The following is a 20,510-nucleotide window of genomic DNA, read 5'->3' as shown; positions in this document are numbered from 1 at the left end:
AACCGAGGCAGGCCGTGTCTGTGGTCGCACCCACAACACCTTTGTCAGCTATGAAGCAGGCCCAGCATTGCTTCGATCTCTGCGTCGTTGATCAGCCCGATGGGGTAACGCTTGGAGAGCATCTCTCGAAAATCACCGCGTTGCTCCAGCGCTTGCACGTCGGGCATGCGCTCCATCGGGATCCGGGTCGTCCGTAACCAGTCCGCCATCATCTGCCGTGCTTCACTGCTCGCAGAAAAACCTCGAGTCACTCGCAACTCATGACCTGCGTTCATAAGGACAACCTCTTATGTCGTGGACTGCGAAATCTACGGGGCTTTTGTTACAGACGGACGACCCGGCGCGAGCCATTCCGCGCCTTGGGATCCCATCTTCCTACGACCGACTGGAAACTGTCCGCCCATAAAAAAGCCCATCGTCTGATGGGCTTGATGACAGCAAGAAGCGAACCAACTCAGCTGCGATGGGGGGCCGGTTGCTGCTGCGTCAGGCAGTGAATGTTGCCGCCGCCCAGCAACATTTCACGGCCCGGAACCATGACCACCTCGTGTTCCGGGAACAACTGCTGGAGGATCTTGCGGGCCGTGTCATCCATCGGATCGTCGAAACACGGGGCAATGATGCCGCCGTTAACGATCAGAAAATTCACGTACGAGCCGGCCAGACGCACCGATGGGTTGCGCTCCTGACTGCCGTGCACCTGATCAACCCCGGCGCACTCTTCTTCGGTGGCATACAGCGGACCCGGGATCGGCATCTTGTGTACGACAAACGGACGTCCCTTGGCGTCGCGGGCATTTTCCAGCACCTTCATGGCTGCCTGGCAGCGCGGGAAATTGGGGTCTTTCGGATCATCTGTCCAGGCGAGTAACACTTCACCGGGGCGTACGTAGCAGCAGAAGTTATCCACATGCCCGTCGGTCTCGTCGTTGTACAAACCATCCGGCAGCCAGATGATTTTTTCGACCGACAGGTGATCGCGCAGCACGGCTTCAATATCTTCGCGAGACAAGTGCGGGTTGCGGTTACGGTTGAGCAGGCATTCTTCCGTGGTGATCAGCGTGCCCTCGCCATCGACGTGGATCGAGCCGCCTTCCAGCACAAACCCATCGGTGACGTAGCGCGAGCAGCGCTCGATTTCCAACACTTTGCTGGCGACCTGTTCATCCAGGTTCCACGGCGCGTATAGCCCACCGTCGAAACCGCCCCAGGCGTTGAAGCCCCAATTGACGCCGCGAACCTCGCCCGCGTCGTTGATGACGAAGGTCGGACCGGAGTCGCGTACCCAGGCGTCGTTACTGCTCAGCTCGACGACGCGAATGTTGGGTACGTCCAGCCGTGCGCGGGCGTTGTCGTACTGTGCGGCCGAGACGCCAACGGTGACGGGCTCGAAACGGGCGATGGCCTTGGCCACGGCAACGTGATCGTTCTGAACCGGCTTGCCGCCCAGACGCCAGTTGTCCGGACGCTCGGGCCAGATCATCCAGGTTTGCGTTTGCGGCGCCCACTCGGCAGGCATGTAGAAGCCATCGGCGCGGGGGGTGCTGTTGAGAGTGGTCACAGTAATCAGAACTCCATGAAACGACGAAGGCGTCTACGGCCAAATAAGGAAGACGTTATAGACGATAAAAATCGGATTTAAAAACACTAATCGAGCTTTCGGCGCACACCAAGACAGCAAACACCGATATATATCGACCTATGTTCGACGTGTGAATCAGCTCAGCTCTCCAGTTCACCCAGCACCTTCGACACACTGTCGACGAAGAAGTCCACGCTCCGACGGCTGGTCACCATCGGCGGCTTGATCTTGAGGATGTTCAGATAATCCCCCGTAGGCTGCATGAAGATCCCCAGCTCACGAAGACGATCGCACAAGTAGGCCGTTTCCTCGGTTGCGGGTTCCAGCGTCTCACGGTCGCGAACCAGCTCAAGTCCCAGATAGAACCCCGAGCCATGGACAGCCCCGGCCAACGGGTGTTTGTCGATCAGCGTGAGCAGACGTTCCTTGAAATAGCCGCCTACCACGCGGGCGTTCTCCCAAAGCTTTTCTTCTTCCATGACGTCGAGCACCGCCATGCCGATGCGGCAGCTCACCGGACTGCCGCCTGACGACGAAAAGAAATAGCCCTCGGCTTCCAGCGCCTCAGCGATCTCGCAGCGGGTGATGACGGCGCCGAGGGGATGGCCGTTGCCCATGCCTTTGGCCATGGTGATGATGTCCGGCACCACGCCCTGCTCTTCGAAGCCCCAGAAGAACTGGCCCAAGCGGCCATAACCCACCTGCACTTCATCGGCGATGCACACGCCGCCCTGATCACGGACCCTGGCGTAGACCTGCTGCAGATAACCCGGCGGCAGGGAGATTCCGCCGGCATTGCCGTACACCGGCTCGCAGATGAAGCCCGCCACTTGCCGCCCCTGCTCCTTTAGCGCGCTCAAATACGCGTCAACGCTGCGCAGGTAGAACGGCGCAGTGTCCGCGCCACGAAACTCGCCGCGATAGGTATTGGGCGCCACCACAGGGTGCACCCAGTCGGGACGCGTGCTCAGGGCTTGCGGGTTGTCGGCGATGGATGTCGAAATCGCATCGGTCGCCACCGACCAGCCGTGATAAGCCTCCAGCACGCTCAATACATCGCGGCCACCGCTGTAGGCCCAGGCCAGACGAATCGCCAGATCATTTGCCTCGGTGCCGCTGTTCACCAGAAATACACGGTCCATGCCGGCGGGCGCCAGCTTCAGCAGCCGCTCGGAAAACTCGGCGATCGCCGCGTAATGAAAGCGTGAGTTGGTGTTAAGCAGCGACCACTGCCGCGACGCAACCTCAGCCATGCGCGGATGGCCGTGACCAAGCACCGCGACGTTGTTGAGCATGTCCAGATAGGACCGGCCCTGCAGGTCAATCAGGTGGTTGCGCCAGCCACGCTCGATCTGCGGCGGGGCCTGGTAATAATGCTTTTGAGAGCGGGCGAAGCTGGCGTCGCGACGGGCGAGCAGCGCGGCGGAATCGGCCAACGCCGGCGCATCGCAATCGAAACCCAGGAGCCCTTTGGGTGACGGGCACAGCGAACGCCAGGCGGGAGCCCGCGACGGGGTGGTGAACAACGGCGGGCTCACGTCAGGCTCCGAACACAGCTGCACGATCAACGCGCCACCGCCCTGCCCGATCACGTCCCCCGCGCCGAACTCGACGCCGGAATCAAAATCAGAACGTACCCCCCACAGACGCAGGCTCACCTCGGCGCCAACCAGCTGCAAGGCGCCGTCAGCGGTGTGGCGCAGGATTCCGGCAAACGGCGCATGAACAACGGTGCCGTGGGGGATGTACAGTTCGGTATGCAACGCGAAGGTATCCGGCTCCTTTGTGCTGTCCGGCAACGTGCGCGATAGCCGGTATTCGCCATAGCGACTGGCGGCCAGCCCATGAGCTTGCGCAGCCTCTCTCAATAGTTGCTCGTCGATGCCGCTCTGTTCCCAATTGCCAGCCACAAAGTGCTCGCTGAGCACCCCCAGGTCCACGAGGGTAAAACCCTGCCTGCTCAAGCTCGGCAACAGCGGCGAAAACAGCTCGGGCTCTTCGTCCGATTCCCATTCACCTACTGCGTCGAGAATCGCCGCTTCCATCAGCGCAATCGGCACGGAAGTGGCGACGTCGAAAATGTTCCACTCGCTCGCCAGATTGGCCTGGATGTAGGTGTTTTCCGGCTCGATGCTCGCCTGTTGCTCGCTGCCCAAGACCAGCACGGCCGAGCGCGCGACGATCAACGGCCACAGCGCCAGCAGCTCCTCGGTCTGAAGAGGATTAATGAGGTGGTAAGCCTGAACGGCGGGCAGGATAAAAAACGGATCGCCCTCGGCGTGGTGCAGCAGCGCGGCGCAGGTCACCGAAAGATCGGCGATGCGCCATGTACGGATCAGATCCCCGAAGTCGATCAGGCCTTGAAGCTGCCATTGGCGATGGGCATCTCGAGCCCAGACCACGTTGTACTCAGTGATGTCCATGTGGATCGCCTGCACCGGCAGCGACGCCACCAGCGGCAGCAAATAGGCTTGGGCCTGCTCGGCGGCCTCGGCGATACAGGCGCGCTTGTCGGCATCGGGGATGACCGGGAGCAAGTGCTCGATCAACGCAAAGGCGTGGCGAGGGTCCCATTGCAAAACACGATCCAGGCCGGCGTGCTCGAACCCCGCCAGCGCCACGTCGACACGGGCGCAGAGCTTCGCCAGCCCGGTCACAATGTGCCGGTTCAGGTGCGCAACGTGGGCGAGTGATTGTCCGTTGATAAACTCCAGAACGCGAAAGTGCACGGCGTTGCCGTTGTGATCGACGGTCAATACGTCCTCACCCTTCAACGTCGGCATCACCGCCGGGACGCGCACCGGCGACTCGCGGCTCAAATGCCGCAGCGCCGCATGCTGCGCGGCAAGTTCGGTGGTTGAGTAATCTCCGTGGCAGATCTTCAGGACGAAACGTCGCCCGTCACCGCAGTCCACCAGGAAGTTTCGGTCCTGATGGCTACCCAACTCTTTCAACGTCCCCGACAGCCCGTAATACGTCGCCAGCCATTCGGCGGCCTGCGCGGCACCGACATCCGGGCATGGCAGGCTGGAGCGGCGAATCAAGGTGTCAAGCGACATGAAGGAAGTCCTGATAGAAAGAGGCGCCCAAATACTATCGCCAGTTGCGCGGCGGTTAATCAACCCCGTGCCATAGCTAATAAAGAAATGCCTTAAAAGACCGACAGATACACAAAGCGTTGAGGTCGTGAAACACGTGCGGCGGTTTTATGGCGCTAATCGCGATAGGCCATCAATTAATATCATCGCTTGTCGGCGGATTGCTCCTTGCGCCAGTCAGCAAGGCCCCACAAGCTATGCTCCATCGTCTTACATCTTTCCAGGGAAGAAGGTTTATCCATGCGAATACTTGTTACCGGTGGCGCCGGCTTCATCGGCTCTGCGCTGATCCGTCATCTGATCAACAACACCGATCACGACGTCCTCAATTTCGACAAGCTGACCTACGCCGGGAATCTTGAGTCGCTGCAGGGCATTGCCACCAACACCCGGTATGAGTTCGTACAGCAGGACATCGTTGATCAGGCCGCAGTGAGCAAAGTCCTCGCGCGCTTCAAGCCTGACGCGATCATGCACCTGGCGGCAGAATCCCACGTCGACCGTTCGATTGACGGCCCGTCGGAGTTCATCCAGACCAACATCGTCGGCACCTACAGCCTGCTGGAAGCGACCCGCTGCTATTGGCTGACCTTGCCCGAAGACGAGCGCGCCGCCTTCCGCTTTCACCACATTTCCACCGATGAAGTGTATGGCGACCTCCACGGCGTGGACGACCTGTTCACTGAAACCACACCCTACGCGCCAAGCTCGCCGTATTCGGCCAGCAAAGCGGCGTCGGACCATCTGGTTCGCGCCTGGCAGCGCACCTACGGGCTGCCGGTGGTCGTCACCAACTGCTCGAACAACTACGGCCCGTTCCATTTCCCCGAGAAGCTCATCCCGCTGGTGATCCTCAACGCCCTGGCCGGTAAGCCGCTGCCGGTGTACGGCAATGGCTTGCAGGTGCGTGACTGGCTGTTTGTCGAAGATCACGCCCGCGCACTGCTCAAGGTGGTGACCGAGGGCCAGGTCGGCGAGACCTACAACATCGGCGGCCACAACGAACAAAAGAACATCGACGTCGTGCGCGGCATCTGCGCGCTGCTCGAAGAACTGGCGCCGGAACAGCGCAAAGGCGTGGCCAACTACGCGGACCTGATTACCTACGTGACTGACCGCCCTGGCCATGACATGCGCTACGCCATTGACGCCAGCAAAATCGAGCGCGAACTGGGCTGGACGCCGAAAGAGACGTTCGAGTCCGGCCTGCGCAAAACCGTGCAGTGGTATCTCGACAACCTTGAATGGTGCCGCAACGTGCAGGATGGCAGTTATCAGGGCGAACGCCTGGGCACCGACGTAAAGGAACTGATCGCATGACTAAAGGAATTGTACTGGCGGGCGGCTCGGGCACACGCCTGCACCCGATTACCCTCGGGGTCTCCAAACAGCTGTTGCCGATCTACGACAAACCGATGATCTATTACCCGATCTCGGTGCTGATGCTGGCGGGGATCAAGGACATCCTGGTCATCTCGACGCCGCTGGACCTGCCGCAATACCGGGCGTTGCTGGGTGACGGCAGTCAGTTCGGCGTGCGCTTTCATTACAAGGAGCAGCCCAAGCCGGACGGCCTCGCGCAGGCATTCCTGCTTGGCGAAGAATTCATCGGCGATGACTCTGTATGCCTGATTCTCGGCGACAACATCTTCCACGGTCAGCACTTCAGCGAACAGCTCAAGCGTGCGGCGGACAACACCTCCGGCGCGACTGTGTTCGGCTACTGGGTCAAGGATCCGGAGCGTTTTGGCGTGATCGATTTCGATGAGCACGGCCACGCGCTGTCCATCGAAGAGAAGCCCAAGGCGCCTAAATCCAGCTACGCCGTGACCGGTCTGTATTTCTACGACAACGAGGTCATCCAGATCGCCAAGGACGTCAAGCCGTCCCCGCGCGGCGAGCTGGAGATCACCGACGTCAACAACGCTTACCTCAAGCGCGGCGACTTGCGCGTTGAACGTTTAGGCCGCGGTTTCGCCTGGCTCGACACGGGCACTCATGACAGCCTGCTGGACGCGTCGCAATACGTGCAGACCATCGAGCACCGTCAGGGCCTGAAAGTCGCGTGCCTGGAAGAGATCGCCTATCAGAATGGCTGGATTGACCGCGCCCACCTGTTGAATCGGGCTGACTATTTCGGCAAGACCGGCTACGGTCAGTACCTGTTCAAGATCGCAGGGGAAAGTCAGTGAACGTGGTTGCCAGCAAGTTGCCTGAAGTCCTCATAATCGAGCCCAAAGTGTTCGGCGATGAGCGTGGCTTCTTCTACGAAAGCTTCAACGCCCGGGCCTTTGCCGAGGCCACCGGTGTAGCCGATCAGTTCGTCCAGGACAATCACTCGCGCTCGCAAAAAGGCGTCCTGCGCGGGTTGCATTACCAGATTGAAAATCCTCAGGGGAAACTGGTGCGCGTGACCGCTGGCAGCGTGCTGGACATCGCTGTCGACATCCGTCGCAGCTCGCCGCAGTTCGGCCAGTGGTTCGGTCTGGAGCTGTCGGCCGAGAACGCTCGTCAGCTGTGGATTCCCAAAGGTTTCGCCCACGGCTTCGTGGTGCTGAGCGACTACGCCGAGTTCCTCTACAAGACCACCGACTACTACACGCCGTCGGCCGAGCGCTGCATTCGCTGGGACGATCCGGAGCTGAACATCGACTGGGGCCTGAGCGAAGCACCTCAACTGTCGGCCAAGGATCAGGTCGGCAAGCTCCTGAAAGAAGCGGACCTGTTCCCGTGAATGCGCCGCTGCGGATTCTGATCAGCGGGCAACAGGGCCAAGTGTCCCAGGCGCTGCAGCAACACTTGCAGAACATGGGCGAGCTGATCGTGCTGGGCCGCGATCAGCTGGACTTGAGTCAGCCGGAATCCATCCGTCCAGTGGTTCGCGACATCAAGCCGGACCTGATCATCAACGCTGCCGCACACACTGCGGTGGATCAGGCCGAAAGCGAGCCGGACCTGGCCTTCGCCATCAACGCGACCTCCCCTGGTGTGTTCGCTGAAGAAGCCGCTGCCCTGGGCGTTCCGCTGATTCACTACTCCACCGATTACGTGTTCGACGGCAGCAAGGCTGGGGCGTGGGTTGAGGCAGACACGCCCAATCCGCTGGGCGTTTACGGCAACAGCAAGCTGGCAGGCGAACGCGCGATCGCCGCAGCGGGCGGGCAGCACCTGATTTTGCGCACGAGCTGGGTTTATTCCCTGACCGGGCGCAACTTCCTGCTGACCATGCAGCGCTTGCTGCAAGAGCGAGAGAAGCTGTCGATCGTTGCCGACCAGATTGGCGCACCCACCTGGGCCGGCACCATCGCCGCCAGCACCGGCGCGCTGATTGAGCGCTGGCGTGACGGCGCGCTGGGCGCCTGGGGTGTTTATCACCTGACGGCCAGCGGCGAGACGTCGTGGTTCGGGTTCGCTGAAGCCATTGGTCAGCAATTGATCAACAGCGGCAAGCCCTGCGCGGCGCTGGAACCGATTGCTTCCAGCGCTTATCCGACCCCGGCTGCGCGCCCGCTCAATTCGCGTCTGGATTGCAGCCTGCTGCAGAGAGAATGGGGCGTCAGCCAGCCCGACTGGCACGATGCGTTGCTGGAGTGCTTAGCGCAGCAGCGGTAGGCATAATGGGCCGACTCGCTGTTGAGCGGCTGCGGAGCACTGATACATCCGCAGCCGCCCCGCATCGCAACGAACCCACCGGCGATTCCATGATCAGCACTAACGCCCTTCCCCGCCGTCCTCGCTGGCGCAGCCTTGCCCTGCTGGCGCTGATCCTCGCCCCGCTGTTGTGGCCGCTCGAACGCCTGGCCGAACACTATTACCGCAATGAGCTGCTGAGCCAGAATCGCCAGACCCTCGACCTTTACGTCGCCAACCTGCTCGGCACCTTGCACCGCTATGAAGTCCTGCCGCAGATTCTTGGCGACCTGCCCGGCCTGCGCGCCACGCTGGCGAACCCGCAGGACCAGCACGCCCAGGCCCAGGCGAACCTGCTGCTGATGAACACCGCCAGGCAGACTGGCGCTGAGGTGATTTACCTGATGGCGCCCAATGGCGACACCCTCGCTGCGTCGAACTGGGACAAGCGCGACAGCTTCGTCGGGCGCAACTTCGCGTTTCGTCCGTATTTCAGCAACGCCATGGCCGGCAACCTCGGCCGCTTTTTCGGCTTGGGCACGACGTCGGCCAAACGCGGCTATTTCTTCGCCGCAGCGGTGCGCGATGGCGACGCTGTGATCGGCGTGCTGGTGGTCAAAGTCGACCTGGACCTCACCGAAACGCTGTGGGGCAAAACGCCGGAGCAGCTGCTTGTCACCGACCACAACGGCGTCGTGATCCTCACCTCCAATCCCAACTGGCGTTTCCGCGCGACCCGGCCGCTCAGCGAGGAGGAAAAGCAGGCCATCGTCGCCATCCAGCCCTACCCGACCCGCGACCCGCGCCCGCTGCAGCTGGATGAAACCGGCTGGCTGACGCAGACGCAGCAGATCGACGAGACTGGCTGGAGTGTCAATATCCTTGCGCCGAAGGTGCTTGTGTCGAGGCCGGTGCGAACGGTCGTGGCCATTGGCGGTGCGGCGTTGCTGGTCCTGATGTTGCTGCTGGGTCTGATGATGCAGCGGCGACGGCATTATCTGGATCGCATCAACTTCGAGGCCAAGGCGCGCCGTGAGCTGGAAGTGCGAGTCGCCGAGCGGACCTGTGATCTGGAAGGCGTCAATCAGCGACTTCGCCAGGAAGTCCTCGAGCGCGAGCAGGCCCAGCAAGAGCTGTTTCGCGCTCAGGACGAACTGGTTCAGGCTGGCAAACTGTCGGCGCTGGGCACGATGTCGGCGAGCATCAGCCACGAACTCAACCAGCCGCTGGCGGCGATTCGCAGCTACGCCGAGAACGCCGAAGTGCTGCTCGATCACCAGCGCACTGAAGACGCCCGCGGCAACCTCAAGCTGATCAGCGAACTCACCGGGCGCATGGCGTCGATCATTGCGCACCTTCGCGCCTTCGCCCGACGGGACCGACATGCGCCTGAGAGCGTAGCGCTGCAGCCGGCGCTGGACGATGCGCTGGCCCTGCTCGCCAAGCGCCGGCGCGCGATGGAAGTGGAGCTGATCCGCGACCTGCCCGCCGCGACCTTGTGGGTGCAGGCCGGCGAGACGCGCCTGCGTCAGGTGCTCGGCAATCTGCTGGCGAATGCGCTGGATGCACTGACCGAGAAAGGCCCGCCGCGCAAATTGTGGATCAGCGCCGAGTACAACGCCGAGGGCGTCAATCTGTTCATCCGCGACAACGGCCCGGGGTTTTCCAAAGAAGCGCTGGAGCACGCGCGCGAGCCGTTTTTCACCACCAAGACGCGCACCCAGGGCCTCGGTTTGGGCCTGGCGATCTGCGATACGTTGATGCGCGCACTGGGCGGGGAGTTGCTGTTCGCCAATCACCCGGAAGGCGGTGCGCTGCTGACGTTGCGGATGCGCACCGGCGCCTCGGGCGTCAACCTTCAACCGTCTGAGGACTTATCTGCATGAGCACCGACGCCATCGACAGCCGCATTCAGGTGGTGCTGATCGACGACGACCCGCACCTGCGTCAGGCCCTGAGCCAGACGCTCGATCTCGCCGGCCTGAAAATCCTGCCGCTGAGCGACGCCAAAGGCCTGCAAGCGCGCATCGAGCGTGACTGGCCGGGGGTAATCGTCAGTGACATCCGCATGCCGGGCATCGACGGCCTCGAATTGCTCAATCAGCTGCATGCCCAGGATCCGGAGTTGCCGGTGTTGCTGATCACCGGTCACGGCGATGTCCCGCTGGCGGTTCAGGCCATGAGGGCGGGCGCCTACGATTTTCTGGAAAAACCGTTCGCCAGCGACGCTTTGCTCGACAGCGTGCGTCGCGCCCTGGCGCTACGCCTGCTGGTGCTGGACAACCGGAGCTTGCGGCTCGAGCTCAGCGACCGTCAGCAATTGAGCACGCGACTGGTGGGGTTGTCCGCACCCATTCAGCGCCTGCGCGATCAGATCGGCGCGCTGGCTGCGACCAAAGCCGACGTGTTGATTCTTGGCGAAACCGGCGCAGGCAAAGAGGTGGTCGCCCGCGCGCTGCATGACTTGTCCAACCGCCGTAACGGTCCGTTTGTGGCGATCAACGCGGGAGCGCTGGCCGAGTCGGTGGTCGAGAGCGAGCTGTTCGGCCATGAGTCGGGGGCGTTCACCGGCGCGCAGAAGCGTCGCATCGGCAAGTTCGAATTCGCCAACGGCGGCACGCTGTTTCTGGACGAAATCGAAAGCATGAGCATGGACGTTCAGGTCAAGCTGCTGCGCTTGCTGCAAGAGCGCGTGGTCGAGCGCCTGGGCGGGAATCAGCAGATCCCGCTGGACATTCGGGTGATCGCGGCGACCAAAGAGGACCTGCGCCAGGCGGCGGATCAGGGCCGTTTCCGGGCCGACTTGTATTACCGACTCAACGTCGCCCCCTTGCGCATTCCGCCGCTGCGGGAGCGTGGCGAAGATGCGCTAGTGCTGTTCCAGCATTTCGCCGACACCGCCAGTTTGCGCCACGGCCTGCCCCGCCATGAATTGCAGCCGGGACATCGCGCGCTGCTGCTGCGCCACACCTGGCCGGGCAACGTGCGTGAACTGCAGAACGCCGCCGAGCGTTTCGCCTTGGGCCTTGAGCTGGAACTGGAAGGTGACGCGCAGCCGGATCTGGTGGCGTCCAATGGCGGACTCAGCGAACAGGTCGAAGCGTTCGAGCGGGCGTTGATCGCTGCCGAACTGACCCGCCCGCACAGCTCGGTCCGCAGCCTCGCCGAAGCCTTGGGGCTGCCCCGCAAAACCCTGCACGACAAACTGCGCAAGCATGGGCTGACCTTCAACGGCGCGGGGTCCGATGATAATGACTGACCTGCAACGCTTGTCCGCTAGAGACCTGGAAGCGGTGCTGCATCGGGACATTCCCCTCACCCGGGAAATGGGCATCAAGGTGCTGAGCTGGCGAGACCACCAACTGCGTCTGCACCTGCCATTGGCCCCGAACGTCAATCACAAGAACACCCTGTTCGGCGGCAGCCTGTATTGCGGCGCGGTGCTGGTGGGCTGGGGCTGGCTGTATTTGCGGCTCAAGGAAGCCGGGATCGATGACGGGCACATCGTGATTCAGGACGGCCAGATCAGCTATCCCCTGCCGGTCACACGCGATGGCGTCGCTGTTTGCGACGCACCGGATGAAGCAAGCTGGGAGAAATTTCTGAAGCTCTACCAACGCCGCGGCCGTGCAAGGCTGGCGCTGCACACCCGCATCGTGGTGGAAGGATCAGAGGAAACGGCGGTGCAATTCGTCGGGCAGTTCGTGCTCCATCGCTGAACAAAGCTGCCCGACACGCCTTGCCTATGTGGGAGTGACCGGGGTGGCGCTCCACCTTGCTCACGAAGACGGCATTCCAGCCGCTGAAAATTGCGTGGATATACCGACCTGTTCGCGAGCAAGCTCGCTCCCACAATTCGTATTCGGCAGAGACATCCGCGGCGTCTTCTGACACCGCGCTTTGTTGCAGCGGACATATCCCCTTGTGGAGTGAGCTTGCTCACGAAGACAGCATTCCAGCCGCTGAAAACTGCGTGGATGTACCGACCTGTTCGCGAGCAAGCTCGCTCCCACAATTCGTATTCGGCAGAGACATCTGCGGCGTCTTCTGACACCGCGCTTTCTCGCAGCCGACACAGCCCCTGTGGGAGTGAGCTTGCTCACGAAGACGGCATTCCTGACGCTGGAGATTTACCGGACCTGATGTGAGCTCAAGTCCGCGCCAACGCCAGCAACGCGTCGCGCCACGTTGCTTCCCCCGGCAACGCCAGAAAGAACGAATTGAGCAGTGTCTCCCGTGCCGGGTACTCGAAGGTCGTGCCGTCCAGGTTCAACACCACGCCGCCGGCGCCTTCCACCACGCCTTGGGCAGCAGCGGTGTCCCACTGAGAAGTCGGCGCCAGACGCGGGTAGCAGTCAGCAGCCCCTTCGGCGAGCAGGCAAAACTTCAGCGAGCTGCCAATATTCGTCAGCTCTAGCTCACCCACTACTTCCGATAACCCGGCGAGCAACCTCTGTTGCTCGGGGCTGGAGTGACGACGGCTGGCGACCACCGTGAACGCTTCCCCTGCGCCCGGCTCATTGCGCACCTGAATAGGCGCCAGATGCCGCGCGTCGTCACTGCGCCAAGCACCCAGACCGGCGCCACCGAAATAGCAGCGGTTATTGGTCGGCATCGATACCACGCCAAATACCACCCGACCGTTCTCGATCAGCGCGACGTTGACGGTGAACTCTTCGCTGCCGGCGATAAATTCCTTGGTGCCATCAAGCGGGTCCACCAGCCACCAGCGTTGCCACTGGCTGCGTTCGCTCAACGGGATGTTGGCGTCCTCTTCGGAGAGGATATGAATGCTCGGATCCAGCGCCTTGAGGCCCGCCACCAGCAGCTCATGGGCGGCCAGGTCGGCGGCGGTGACAGGCGAGTCGTCCGACTTGACCGTGACGTCCACGCCGGAGCGCCAGAACGGCAGAGTAACTTCTCCAGCCTGGCGGCAAAGCTCAATCACGGGCGCAAGCAGCGGGTGTGGCAATTGGGAAAATGTCGGGTTCATGGCAGGAAATCCCCACGCTCGGCCAGCAGGTCGCGGGCAAGGTACAACGCAGCCAGCGCGCGCCCCTCAGTGAACTGCGGGTTCTGCACCAGACTGGAAAGCTCGCGCAAATTGACCTTGTCCACACGCATTGGCTCAGGCTCATCGCCGGGCAGCGTTTCTTCATACAAATCGGTGGCCAACACGACCTGAATTTTCTGGCTCATGTAGCCCGGCGAAAGAGAGAGTTCGGTCAGGTGCACCAAGGTCCGCGCGCCATAACCGGCCTCTTCCTTGAGCTCGCGATTGGCGGCGGCCAACACGTCTTCGCCTGGTTCGATCAAGCCCTTGGGCAGCGAAAGCTCGTATTGGTCAGTGCCGCCGCAGTACTCCTCGACGAGTACGGCGTGATCTGCATCGAGCATGGCTACGATCATCACCGCGCCGTAGCCACTGCCGCTGCCGACCAGCCGCTCGTAGGTACGCTCGACGCCGTTGGAGAAGCGCAATTGCACTTCTTCAACGCGGAACAGACGGCTGCTCGCGACGATTTCGCGAGAGAGGACGGTAGGTTTCTGCTGCATGACGAGCTCCTTGGCGTAGACGGGTTACTATACCGTGGCTTTTGCGGATGTCTTCGCCGCAAACCCACGCGACTCATTCAACGCCGAGAGACCTGTATGCCTTCCTTGCCCTGGCGCGATATCGACACCGTTCTGCTGGATATGGACGGCACGCTGCTCGACCTGCATTTCGACAATCACTTCTGGCTGGAGCATCTGCCCAAGCGCTATGCCGAAGTGCACGGGGTCAGTCTGGCGATGGCGCAAATGGAGCTGATGCCGCTCTTCGAAAAAAACGCCGGCACCCTAAACTGGTACTGCACCGACTTCTGGAGCACCGAGCTGAAGCTGCCGGTGAAAGACCTGAAAATTGAAATCGCTCACCTCATCGCCTTGCGCCCCGACGCCGCGACGTTTCTGGCCGCCATCAAGCAGGCCGGAAAACGGGTGATCATGATTACCAACGCGCACCGGGACTCGCTGTCGCTGAAGATGGAAAGACTGGAGTTGGCACCCTACTTCGAGCGTTTGATCAGCTCCCATGACTACGGCTACCCCAAGGAAAACCCGCAATTCTGGGATGCGCTGCAAGCCGATATCCAGTTCGATCGTGCACGTAGCCTGTTTATTGATGACACTCTGCCAATCTTGCGCAGCGCGGGACGATACGGCATTGGTCATCTGCTGGCGGTACGTGAGCCGGACAGTCGCAAAGGCCCGAAGGACACCGAAGAATTCGAAGCCGTGGAGGATTATCGGTCGTTGATACAGGGCTTATAAGCACCGCAAAACAACTGTAGGAGCGCGCTTGCCCGCGAAGGATTCGTACACCCGATGCAGATCAACCGGATGTACGATTTTTCGCGGGCAAGCGCGCTCCTACAAGGGTCAGTGTACGGTCTTCACGCCAGCCGCATTATTCAGGAATACGCAGAACCTGACCCGGATAGATCTTGTTTACGTCTTTCAGCATCGGCTTGTTGGCGTCGAAGATTTTCTGGTACTTGTTGGCATCGTGATAAACGCGCAGCGAAATAGCGCTCAGCGTATCGCCCTTCTGGACAGTGACGAACGTCGCGGCAACCACGGCAGGTGCGCCGGCGGCGATAGTCAGTTGATCATCAACACTGCCTACACCGGCGATGTTGCCGGCAGCCAGCACGACCTTCTCTTTCTCTTCCTGACTGGCGACTTCGCCCGTCAAAGTGATCTTGTCGCCTTCGACCGTTGCATGAACATTGGGATTGCCCAAGCCAACAGACTCGATGTGCTTTTTCAGCTCATCACTGGCATTGGCGTTTCCCGGGGTGAGCAGGTCGATAAGCTTCTCGCCGGCTTCCTTCACAAAACTGAACAGACTCATGGGTTTCTCCTTGGTGTCGTTGTGATGTCGTTGTGGTTTCCCCGCGCAACATCTAATCCGCTGACATTGCCCGACAAAAGTCCGACCCCTGGCCGCGCCTCAAGGTTTCAAGCCATTTGACGTTCGGTCGCGATAGACTTCGCCGGGCCAGCCTGTGCCTTCTGGAGTGAAGATGGACATTAAACAGCTGAAATTTCTGATCGCCCTCGACGAAACGCGTCACTTTGGGCAGGCGGCTGCGCGCTGCCACATCACGCAACCGACACTGTCGATGCGTCTGCGCAGCCTTGAGGAAGAGCTGGACCTGCCACTGGTTAATCGCGGCCAACGCTTCGAAGGTTTCACTGCGCCGGGCGAACGCGTTCTGGCATGGGCGCGCACCGTGCTGGCGGCGTACGACGGTTTGCAGGCTGAAGCAGCCGCCTGTCGCGGGCATCTTGTCGGCACATTACGGCTGGGCGTGGTGCCGCTCTCCAATTTTGATCCATTGCCCTTGCTGCAACGTTTGCACTCCCTGCACCCGAACATGCGCTTCGAACTTTCATCCCTGAGCTCCGAGCAGATCCTCGACCAACTCGCCAGTAACCGCCTGGACCTCGGGGTTTCGTATCTGGACCGGCTGGACACCGAACGGTTTGACTCATTGCAACTGGCCGAAACCCGCATGGGCGTGATGTACGACCAGCGTTATTTCAGCTTTGCCGAAGCCACTTCAAGCTGGGAAAGCCTGACCGAATTGCCCCTGGGCATGCTCACCAGCGGCATGCACTTTCGGCAGTCCATCGATCACAACTTCCACAGCCGCGGCCTTCATCCGCAGCCAATCATCCAGACCGACGCCGTGCATCAACTGCTGCAAGCGGTTCATGGCGGTTTCTGCTGCGCGATCATGCCGCTGCACGGCGGCCTTGAATACCTCACTGAGCATCTACGTCTGCAGCCCATCGAAGACGCGCAAACCCTCGCCCGGCTTGGCTTGATCATGCGACGTTCCGCGCCACGTTCGGCATTGGCTGAAGCTTGCCTGGCGCTGTACCACACGATGATGGAAGCATCTTGATCGACGTCATCTATCGGTGCATCAGTACTAGCAATTAGACGTTATCCGACCAGAGGCCTAGGCTTAAGCCTAATCAATCTGCCGGTCACTCCCGATGCACGCCAAGCACATGGATATCACGGCGCCCGCACAACAACTGCCCGCGCCCGCCGCAAGCCAGTCCTACAGCTATTCGAACCTCGATCACGACGTCAGCGAGCCCAATGTGCTTGCCGAGGAAGTCGCGTTGGCGATTGCCTATAACGGCATCAGTCAGGCGGTCATGCTGGTCACGCCCACCGATCTGGAAGACTTTATCGTCGGCTTCAGCATCGGCAGCGGACTCATCGAATCACCGGATGAGATCTACGACATCAAGCTCGGTGGCTGCGGCTCTGCGCAGACCGCAGAAGTGGAAATCGCCAGCCGCGCCTTCTGGAATCTCAAGACCCAGCGTCGGCAAATGGCCGGCACCAGCGGCTGCGGCCTGTGTGGCGTCGAAGCCGTTGAGCAGGCGTTGCCCGAGCTCAACGTGCTGCCCGGCGCGCCCCTTCCCCCCGCCGAATGGCTGAAAGGCCTGCGCGAACGTATGGGCCAATTTCAGCCGCTGGGCGAACACTGCGGCGCCGTCCATGCAGCGATGTTCATGGACGCTCGCGGCGAAATTCTTTTAGGTCGTGAAGACATCGGCCGACATAACGCTTTGGACAAGCTGATCGGCGCGCTGATTCGCCAGGACATCCCGACCACGGGCGGTCTGGCCATCGTCACCAGCCGCTGCAGTCTCGAACTCATTCAAAAAGTATTACGTGCCGGCATTCAGACCCTGGTCAGCCTGTCATCGCCCACCGGGCTGGCGCTGCAATGGGCTCGCCGCCACAACCTCAACCTCATTCATCTGCCTAAACACAGTGCGCCGCGGGTTTACAGTCCTGCGTTGGAGAATCAAGCGTGAGCATGCATAAAGAAGCCGACAAGGTATCGACCCCCCGCTACAAGCCCTACAAAGGCCCGGCCGGCGGATGGGGCGCATTGATCAGCGTCGCCCACTTCTGGCTGACCAGCGACAACGCCCTGAAGAACATCCGCACGATGCTCAAGACCAATCAGAACGGCGGTTTCGACTGCCCGGGTTGCGCGTGGGGCGATTCGCCGGAAAGCGGCATGGTCAAGTTCTGCGAAAACGGCGCCAAGGCAGTGAACTGGGAAGCGACCAAGCGCCGCGTCGACCCGTCCTTTTTCGCTCGCTACAGCGTCAGCTCGCTGCTCGAACAAAGTGATTACTGGCTGGAATACCAGGGCCGTCTGACCGAACCGATGGTCTACGACGCTCAAACCGATCGCTACAAGCCGATCGCCTGGGACGACGCCTTCGCGCTGATCGCCAAGCACTTGAACAGCCTGCCAAGCCCGAACATGGCCGAGTTCTACACCTCGGGCCGTGCCAGCAATGAAGCGGCGTATCTGTATCAGCTGTTCGTGCGTGCCTACGGCACCAACAACTTCCCTGACTGCTCGAACATGTGCCACGAAGCCAGCGGCGTTGCGTTGTCGCAAAGCGTGGGCGTCGGCAAAGGCACAGTGACCTTTGAAGACTTCGAACACGCAGACGCGATTTTCGTCCTCGGCCAAAACCCGGGCACCAACCACCCGCGCATGCTGGAACCGCTGCGTGAAGCGGTTAAACGTGGCGCCCAAGTGGTGTGCGTCAACCCGCTGAAAGAGCGTGGCCTGGAACGTTTCCAGCACCCTCAGCATCCGCTGGAAATGCTCAGCAACGGTTCGGAGCCGACCAACACGGCGTATTTCCGTCCGGCACTGGGCGGCGACATGGCCCTGCTGCGCGGCATGGCCAAGTTCCTGCTGCAGTGGGAGCGTGAAGCCCAGGCGAGCAACGAGCCGTCGGTGTTCGATCACACCTTCCTCAACGAACACACCAATGGCGTGCTGGAATACCTCGCCGCCATTGACGACACCTCGTGGGAATTCATCGTCGAGCAGTCGGGGCTGCCACTGACCGACATCGAACTCGCCGCGCGCATGTACGCCAAAGGCAAGAACGTGATCATGTGCTGGGCGATGGGCATCACTCAGCACCGCCATTCGGTGCCGACCATCCAGGAAGTCTCCAACCTGATGCTGCTGCGCGGCAACATCGGCCGGCCCGGTGCTGGCCTTTGCCCGGTGCGCGGCCACAGCAACGTGCAGGGCGACCGCACGATGGGCATCAACGAGCGTCCACCGGCGTTCTTCCTCGATGCGCTGGAGAAACGTTTCCAGTTCAAGGTACCGCGTGAAAACGGCCATAACGTCGTTGAAGCGATTCACGCAATGCTGGAAGGCCGCGCGAAGGTCTTTATTGGTCTGGGCGGCAACTTCGCCCAGGCAACTCCGGACAGCCCGCGCACCTTCGAAGCCCTGAGCAACTGTGACCTGACCGTGCAGATCAGCACCAAGCTTAACCGCAGCCACTTGGCCCATGGCAAGGAGGCGCTGATTCTGCCGTGCTTCGGCCGTACCGACATCGACATCCAGGCCGAAGGCCCGCAAGCGGTGACCGTTGAAGACTCCTTCAGCATGGTTCATGCGTCCAACGGCCAGCTCAAGCCGCTGTCAGCGCAGATGCGTTCCGAGCCTGCGATCCTGGCAGGCATCGCCAACGCAACGCTGGGCAAGCAGCCGGTAGACTGGCTGTGGCTGGTAGCGGACTACAGCCGCATTCGCGACCTGATCGCCGACACCATTCCGTCGTTTCAGAACTTCAACGAGAAGATCAAGAACCCGGGCGGTTTCTATCTGGGCAACGCCGCAGGCTCCCGTCGCTGGAACACGCCAAGTGCGCGGGCCAACTTCAAGCCGAACGTATTGCCGAGCGATCTGGTGCATGAAAGCGTGCGCGGGACAGGCATCGTGCCGGACCTGATCATGCAGTCGATGCGTTCGCACGATCAGTACAACACCACCATCTATGGCCTGGACGACCGTTATCGCGGCGTTAAAGGTCAGCGTGACGTGATGTTCGTAAACGAGGCCGACATCATTCGGCTGGGCTTCGTACCGGGTCAGAAAGTCGACATCGTGTCGATCTGGGGCGATGACATCACCCGGCGCGTGAAGGGCTTCACCCTGCTGCCGTTCGACATCCCGGCTGGCCAGGCTGCTGCGTACTACCCGGAAGTGAACCCGCTGGTACCGCTGGAAAGCGTCGGCGACGGCAGCAGCACGCCAACGTCCAAGTTCGTCGCGATCAAGCTTGAGCGCCACGCGGAAACAGCGCGGATTATCTGATCTGCGTAGCAAAGCATGTCTATGTGGGCGAGATGGCCCACATAGACATGCTTTCAGTCTCTAGAGAAATTGGCTGAATGTTCCGGCCCATTCGTGAGCAAGCTCACTCCCACAGGTCCAGCGGCTTGGCCAAATATCAAGTTGACCGCTGCCCACGTGGGAGCGAGCTTGCTCGCGAAGGGGATCTGACAACCGCTGGATAGTTAGCGGATGTACCGGCCTCGTCGCAAGAAAAAGCTCACCCTTCCTGCAGGCACAAAAAAAGGCCCGAATCGCGAGATTCGGGCCGTTATCAAGTAGCGTATGACTCACTAACCTGACTTAGGTTCCCGAGCCAAAACAATAAGTTAGCGTTTTGTATACAGGTCGTGTTATTCGTCGGAATTCGATTGTGACATTTTCTTCATGATCGCAGGATCGCGGCGTCATCCCTATGAGCATCCATATATGAAGTATTCCTCGATTCTGTTGTTGTCGTTCTCACTGGTCAGCGGTTTTGCCTCAGCAGGCGATAACGTGACGGCCGGCGTGGGCGGCGCATTGGGTGGGGTACTCGGCTCCGTCGTTGGCCAACAGGTCGGCGGCAGCACAGGTTCGGCAATTGGTGCCGGCCTTGGCGGTGCGGCCGGTGGCGCAGTGGGCGCCAATCGCCGGAACCGTACCGAAGCCGCAATCGGCGGCGGCCTGGGTGCCGCTGGCGGTAACGTGATCGGTCGCAGCGTCGGTGGTAGCACCGGCAGTTTGATCGGCGCAGCAGCAGGCGGCGGCGCAGGCGGCGCACTTGGTAACTACATGGGCGACGAAAGCCGCCGTGACGACGACCGAGGCCGTGGCTACCGTGGCGATCGCCGCGACTACAAGCATGGTCGTGGCCACGCGTATGGCCATCGCAAGCACCATCGTGACTGATGCCGTCGACTTCCTCTCGCGCGTCTGACCCGATGAACGCCGGCCGCCGATAACGCGGCCGGTTTC

The 20,510-nt window shown here is 61.1% G+C and carries 18 protein-coding genes; 12 read left to right on the top strand and 6 right to left on the bottom strand.

The features are described 5' to 3' along the window. Positions 1–44 precede the first annotated feature (44 nt). From FX982_RS08760 to FX982_RS08750, 3 genes are all read right to left on the bottom strand, one after another. Positions 45–275: a hypothetical protein gene (locus tag FX982_RS08760; RefSeq protein ID WP_122534045.1), complete on the bottom strand. Its 231-nt coding sequence runs from the start codon at positions 273–275 to the stop codon at positions 45–47. A 179-nt stretch (positions 276–454) separates the two neighbouring features. Then, positions 455–1,519 (bottom strand): agmatine deiminase, encoded by a 1,065-nt coding sequence (gene aguA / locus FX982_RS08755; protein WP_438826318.1) that lies wholly within the window; start codon positions 1,517–1,519, stop codon positions 455–457. Positions 1,520–1,722: 203 nt separating this feature from the next. Beyond that, positions 1,723–4,641 carry an aminotransferase gene (locus FX982_RS08750; protein ID WP_172610357.1) on the bottom strand — a complete coding sequence of 973 codons (2,919 nt, stop codon included), beginning with the start codon at positions 4,639–4,641 and terminating at the stop codon, positions 1,723–1,725. A gap of 279 nt (positions 4,642–4,920) precedes the next feature. Here FX982_RS08750 and rfbB point away from each other — a divergent pair, with 279 nt between their 5' ends. The 7 genes from rfbB to FX982_RS08715 all read left to right on the top strand — a co-directional run bounded on the left by rfbB (position 4,921) and on the right by FX982_RS08715 (position 12,029). After that, complete coding sequence (gene rfbB, locus FX982_RS08745; protein WP_172610356.1) at positions 4,921–6,000, top strand: dTDP-glucose 4,6-dehydratase; 1,080 nt, start codon at positions 4,921–4,923, stop codon at positions 5,998–6,000. Further along, on the top strand, positions 5,997–6,872 hold the full coding sequence (gene rfbA, locus FX982_RS08740) for a glucose-1-phosphate thymidylyltransferase RfbA (RefSeq protein WP_172610355.1): 876 nt from the start codon (positions 5,997–5,999) through the stop codon (positions 6,870–6,872). The genes rfbB and rfbA overlap by 4 nt, the downstream gene beginning before the upstream one ends. Next, a complete protein-coding gene (gene rfbC / locus FX982_RS08735) occupies positions 6,869–7,414 on the top strand; it encodes a dTDP-4-dehydrorhamnose 3,5-epimerase (protein WP_172610354.1) in 546 nt (181 codons plus the stop codon). Before rfbA ends, rfbC begins: the two co-directional genes overlap by 4 nt. Next, positions 7,411–8,292: a dTDP-4-dehydrorhamnose reductase gene (rfbD, locus tag FX982_RS08730; RefSeq protein ID WP_172610353.1), complete on the top strand. Its 882-nt coding sequence runs from the start codon at positions 7,411–7,413 to the stop codon at positions 8,290–8,292. Before rfbC ends, rfbD begins: the two co-directional genes overlap by 4 nt. A gap of 89 nt (positions 8,293–8,381) precedes the next feature. After that, positions 8,382–10,196 carry a sensor histidine kinase gene (locus FX982_RS08725; RefSeq protein WP_122534369.1) on the top strand — a complete coding sequence of 605 codons (1,815 nt, stop codon included), beginning with the start codon at positions 8,382–8,384 and terminating at the stop codon, positions 10,194–10,196. Further along, positions 10,193–11,569 (top strand): sigma-54-dependent transcriptional regulator, encoded by a 1,377-nt coding sequence (locus tag FX982_RS08720; RefSeq protein ID WP_172610352.1) that lies wholly within the window; start codon positions 10,193–10,195, stop codon positions 11,567–11,569. The genes FX982_RS08725 and FX982_RS08720 overlap by 4 nt, the downstream gene beginning before the upstream one ends. Continuing rightward, positions 11,562–12,029, top strand: a complete 468-nt coding sequence (locus tag FX982_RS08715) for a YiiD C-terminal domain-containing protein (RefSeq protein WP_172610351.1) — start codon at positions 11,562–11,564, stop codon at positions 12,027–12,029. Before FX982_RS08720 ends, FX982_RS08715 begins: the two co-directional genes overlap by 8 nt. Before the next feature lie 431 nt (positions 12,030–12,460). On the opposite strand, the gene cysQ is transcribed toward FX982_RS08715, so the two are convergent. After that, positions 12,461–13,303, bottom strand: a complete 843-nt coding sequence (gene cysQ / locus FX982_RS08710; RefSeq protein WP_172610350.1) for a 3'(2'),5'-bisphosphate nucleotidase CysQ — start codon at positions 13,301–13,303, stop codon at positions 12,461–12,463. Continuing rightward, positions 13,300–13,866 (bottom strand): ADP compounds hydrolase NudE, encoded by a 567-nt coding sequence (gene nudE / locus FX982_RS08705; protein ID WP_122623475.1) that lies wholly within the window; start codon positions 13,864–13,866, stop codon positions 13,300–13,302. The genes cysQ and nudE overlap by 4 nt, the downstream gene beginning before the upstream one ends. A 96-nt stretch (positions 13,867–13,962) precedes the next feature. On the opposite strand from nudE, the gene yrfG reads away from it, so the two are divergent. Next, the gene (gene yrfG / locus FX982_RS08700; protein WP_172610349.1) at positions 13,963–14,625 is read left to right on the top strand and encodes a GMP/IMP nucleotidase; all 663 of its coding nucleotides are present in this window, start codon (positions 13,963–13,965) and stop codon (positions 14,623–14,625) included. Positions 14,626–14,761: 136 nt separating this feature from the next. Here yrfG and lysM read toward each other — a convergent pair whose 3' ends face one another. Then, a complete protein-coding gene (gene lysM / locus FX982_RS08695; RefSeq protein WP_122534056.1) occupies positions 14,762–15,208 on the bottom strand; it encodes a peptidoglycan-binding protein LysM in 447 nt (148 codons plus the stop codon). 172 nt (positions 15,209–15,380) lie between these two features. On the opposite strand from lysM, the gene FX982_RS08690 reads away from it, so the two are divergent. From FX982_RS08690 to FX982_RS08675, 4 genes are all read left to right on the top strand, one after another. Beyond that, the gene (locus FX982_RS08690) at positions 15,381–16,268 is read left to right on the top strand and encodes a LysR family transcriptional regulator (RefSeq protein WP_122534057.1); all 888 of its coding nucleotides are present in this window, start codon (positions 15,381–15,383) and stop codon (positions 16,266–16,268) included. A gap of 94 nt (positions 16,269–16,362) precedes the next feature. Next, the gene (fdhD, locus tag FX982_RS08685; protein WP_172610348.1) at positions 16,363–17,202 is read left to right on the top strand and encodes a formate dehydrogenase accessory sulfurtransferase FdhD; all 840 of its coding nucleotides are present in this window, start codon (positions 16,363–16,365) and stop codon (positions 17,200–17,202) included. 2 nt (positions 17,203–17,204) lie between these two features. Next, positions 17,205–19,535: an FdhF/YdeP family oxidoreductase gene (locus tag FX982_RS08680; RefSeq protein ID WP_163022078.1), complete on the top strand. Its 2,331-nt coding sequence runs from the start codon at positions 17,205–17,207 to the stop codon at positions 19,533–19,535. Between the two features lie 447 nt (positions 19,536–19,982). Next, positions 19,983–20,444 carry a glycine zipper domain-containing protein gene (locus FX982_RS08675; RefSeq protein ID WP_037016408.1) on the top strand — a complete coding sequence of 154 codons (462 nt, stop codon included), beginning with the start codon at positions 19,983–19,985 and terminating at the stop codon, positions 20,442–20,444. The last annotated feature ends 66 nt before the right edge of the window (positions 20,445–20,510 follow it).

Source organism: Pseudomonas graminis, assembly GCF_013201545.1.
In the GTDB taxonomy this organism is placed as follows: domain Bacteria; phylum Pseudomonadota; class Gammaproteobacteria; order Pseudomonadales; family Pseudomonadaceae; genus Aquipseudomonas.
The sequence above is the reverse complement of the archived record's forward strand: the minus strand, read 5'-3'. Positions and strand labels throughout refer to the sequence as shown.

Bases quoted from the DNA above. Each gene is read 5' to 3' on its own strand.
- FX982_RS08760 (WP_122534045.1), bottom strand. From the start codon at position 275: ATGAACGCAGGTCATGAGTTGCGAGTGACTCGAGGTTTTTCTGCGAGC.
- FX982_RS08675 (WP_037016408.1), top strand. From the start codon at position 19,983: ATGAAGTATTCCTCGATTCTGTTGTTGTCGTTCTCACTGGTCAGCGGT.
- FX982_RS08720 (WP_172610352.1), top strand. From the start codon at position 10,193: ATGAGCACCGACGCCATCGACAGCCGCATTCAGGTGGTGCTGATCGAC.
- aguA (WP_438826318.1), bottom strand. From the start codon at position 1,519: ATGCCTGCCGAGTGGGCGCCGCAAACGCAAACCTGGATGATCTGGCCC.
- fdhD (WP_172610348.1), top strand. From the start codon at position 16,363: ATGCACGCCAAGCACATGGATATCACGGCGCCCGCACAACAACTGCCC.
- cysQ (WP_172610350.1), bottom strand. From the start codon at position 13,303: ATGAACCCGACATTTTCCCAATTGCCACACCCGCTGCTTGCGCCCGTG.
- rfbA (WP_172610355.1), top strand. From the start codon at position 5,997: ATGACTAAAGGAATTGTACTGGCGGGCGGCTCGGGCACACGCCTGCAC.
- rfbB (WP_172610356.1), top strand. From the start codon at position 4,921: ATGCGAATACTTGTTACCGGTGGCGCCGGCTTCATCGGCTCTGCGCTG.
- FX982_RS08680 (WP_163022078.1), top strand. From the start codon at position 17,205: ATGCATAAAGAAGCCGACAAGGTATCGACCCCCCGCTACAAGCCCTAC.
- FX982_RS08715 (WP_172610351.1), top strand. From the start codon at position 11,562: ATGACTGACCTGCAACGCTTGTCCGCTAGAGACCTGGAAGCGGTGCTG.
- FX982_RS08690 (WP_122534057.1), top strand. From the start codon at position 15,381: ATGGACATTAAACAGCTGAAATTTCTGATCGCCCTCGACGAAACGCGT.
- lysM (WP_122534056.1), bottom strand. From the start codon at position 15,208: ATGAGTCTGTTCAGTTTTGTGAAGGAAGCCGGCGAGAAGCTTATCGAC.
- yrfG (WP_172610349.1), top strand. From the start codon at position 13,963: ATGCCTTCCTTGCCCTGGCGCGATATCGACACCGTTCTGCTGGATATG.
- FX982_RS08725 (WP_122534369.1), top strand. From the start codon at position 8,382: ATGATCAGCACTAACGCCCTTCCCCGCCGTCCTCGCTGGCGCAGCCTT.
- FX982_RS08750 (WP_172610357.1), bottom strand. From the start codon at position 4,641: ATGTCGCTTGACACCTTGATTCGCCGCTCCAGCCTGCCATGCCCGGAT.
- nudE (WP_122623475.1), bottom strand. From the start codon at position 13,866: ATGCAGCAGAAACCTACCGTCCTCTCTCGCGAAATCGTCGCGAGCAGC.